Below are 1,963 nucleotides of genomic sequence, written 5' to 3' on the forward strand. Positions count from 1 at the left end.
TCCGCCGATACATCAGCTGGCGAAACCGTCACGTCGACGACCTACGCCTACGCGCTGTCGTCGACAGGGCAAACGTCGCCTGATGCGGCACTAGCTGCACCTGAGACCCCGGACCAGCTACATCAAAAGTGTCCATATGCCCTCGGGCGCCTCACAGGATGGCACAGCCCGGATCAGAACCCGGCCGTGTCGCTGTGCCACTACTTCCTTCCTTCTGTTAGCGCCTGCCTCATGCAACGGCGCGCGACAGGAGCCAGTGGGCATGCGCCGCCAACGGGGTGGCGCCACGAGGAAGGACGACAAGATGAGCCGCAGCACGAAAGCCACTACCGCGCCTCCGGCACTTGAACTCCGCATCGGAGGGCTGCACTTGACCGTTCAACGCATCCCCGGATGGTTCCTCGCCCTGGTCACGTCAGCCGGCGGGGTCGCGGGCACCTGGTGGGCACAGCGATAGAACCGCAGGTCAGAGAAGCGCCCGCCCGGTTGTCATGGGGCCGCGTAGACTCCCCAGCAACCGCTTTGGACGGAAGTTGAGGGGGTGTTGGTGAGCGAGCAGGTCGTTAAGGAGTGGACACGGGTGGAACAGGGACTGTTCGAATGGACCGTGAGCCAGTCTCGGCGTGATCGTCTTGACGAGATCCACTCCCGATCGCTGAATAGTGCGGCGGACTTTGAGCGGTTTTTCATCGATCTAGTGGACTTCGTCGAAGACGAGTCCGTGACGCCCTATCCGCGTTCCACGCTCGGTCAGTTCGGGAGGGGCAAGGTTCTCCTTGCGCCTCATCTCACGATTGTGGGAGAGAGCCGCTCCCTCAGGGATCTACGGGACCGGGAAGATGCGGCTCGCTGCGACATCAAGGTGGCAGCAAAGCGCTTGCGTGAAGCCGAGGGAGCAGAGAGTCGTCGTGCGGCAGCAAGGGAATTCCTTGCCGCACTCGCAACGCTGATTGCTGCACTCCTCGCGTTCGTCGTGCGCGTCTTGCTCTTGCTGCTGTCCCGAGCCCTCGGCCGCACCTACGCCGAGGACGTACCCGTCTGGCAGCCCGAGCCGATAGACGAGAAACCACAGATCGCGCCCAGAGGGCCGAACTCTGCCTTCCCCGTGAACATCATCCGGGGCGGGCACCGCAGCAGCGCGCAGGGGAGCGCCGTACTCGCTGCCTAGGTAGCCCGCCGACCATGTCAGGTCGGAAGGCTCAACACCATGTTCAACTTGCCGGAAAACGCCCCGTGGTGGGCGCTGCTGGCCATGTCCGGGCTCGGACTCGTCACCTTTGCGTTCAACCGCTTCGTGCACCGTGTCTGGCCGCAGAACAGCCGCGACAGGCGCGCACTCCTCGAACTGCGGCAGCGTGACCGCGCCGAGCGCCGCAAGGAACTCCAGCAGCGGGAGGACCGCAACGAGCGATGACCCCGCCCGGTGACGGGGCCGCTCCATGCCGCACTTCAGGCAACCTGAGCGGCCCCGAACTCCGTGCGCGTCTTGAGCTGGTGGCAGTCGTGGCACAGCACTTGGACGTTCGCGTCCACGTCTTCACCACCGAGGGACAGCGGGCGCACGTGGTCCACGTCCACTTCGTCGGCCCCGTACGTCTCCAGGCACCAGTCACACCACGCGGTTCCCCGCTCCTGTACCCGTCGCCGGAGCCGCGCAGCAGCGTCACGACGGGTCGCCCGTCGCCTGCCCCGTGCCCGCCTGGTGGCGGACACTCGGACGCTCCTCGAAGGCCGTGTGGTGGGTCGTGCAGCGGCCCCGCTGGGTCGCCGGCTCGGTGCAGTCGATACAGCTCATGTACGGCCCCCTGTGGTGTTGTTCGTTGCGTGCCCGCCCCCGGATTCGAACCGGGAACACCGCGGACCTAGGGCCAATACCGGTGATTTAGTGACTTATCTGGCGCCTGCTGGTCGCTTTGGTTGGCGATACCAGTGTGACGGTGGGAGCCGGGCGCGGGGGCGGTTT

4 protein-coding genes are annotated in these 1,963 nt (G+C 65.5%); 2 read left to right on the forward strand and 2 right to left on the reverse strand.

Annotated elements, in window-relative coordinates; all coding sequences use genetic code 11:
* Window positions 1-547: 547 nt before the first annotated feature.
* Together ABT160_RS46890 and ABT160_RS46895 are read left to right on the forward strand one after the other, a co-directional pair.
* On the forward strand, window positions 548-1,168 hold the full coding sequence (locus ABT160_RS46890) for a hypothetical protein (RefSeq protein ID WP_351656528.1): 621 nt from the start codon (window positions 548-550) through the stop codon (window positions 1,166-1,168).
* Between the two features lie 48 nt (window positions 1,169-1,216).
* The gene (locus tag ABT160_RS46895) at window positions 1,217-1,414 is read left to right on the forward strand and encodes a hypothetical protein (protein WP_351656531.1); all 198 of its coding nucleotides are present in this window, start codon (window positions 1,217-1,219) and stop codon (window positions 1,412-1,414) included.
* Window positions 1,415-1,449: 35 nt separating this feature from the next.
* Here the strand turns inward: ABT160_RS46895 and ABT160_RS46900 are convergent, their stop codons facing one another.
* Both ABT160_RS46900 and ABT160_RS46905 read right to left on the reverse strand, forming a co-directional pair.
* Complete coding sequence (locus ABT160_RS46900; RefSeq protein ID WP_351656533.1) at window positions 1,450-1,572, reverse strand: HNH endonuclease; 123 nt, start codon at window positions 1,570-1,572, stop codon at window positions 1,450-1,452.
* 91 nt (window positions 1,573-1,663) lie between these two features.
* A complete protein-coding gene (locus ABT160_RS46905) occupies window positions 1,664-1,795 on the reverse strand; it encodes a hypothetical protein (RefSeq protein ID WP_351656536.1) in 132 nt (43 codons plus the stop codon).
* Window positions 1,796-1,963 lie beyond the last annotated feature (168 nt).

Origin of the sequence: Streptomyces sp. NPDC001941 (genome assembly GCF_040296945.1) — a bacterium.
Lineage (GTDB): Bacteria > Actinomycetota > Actinomycetes > Streptomycetales > Streptomycetaceae > Streptomyces.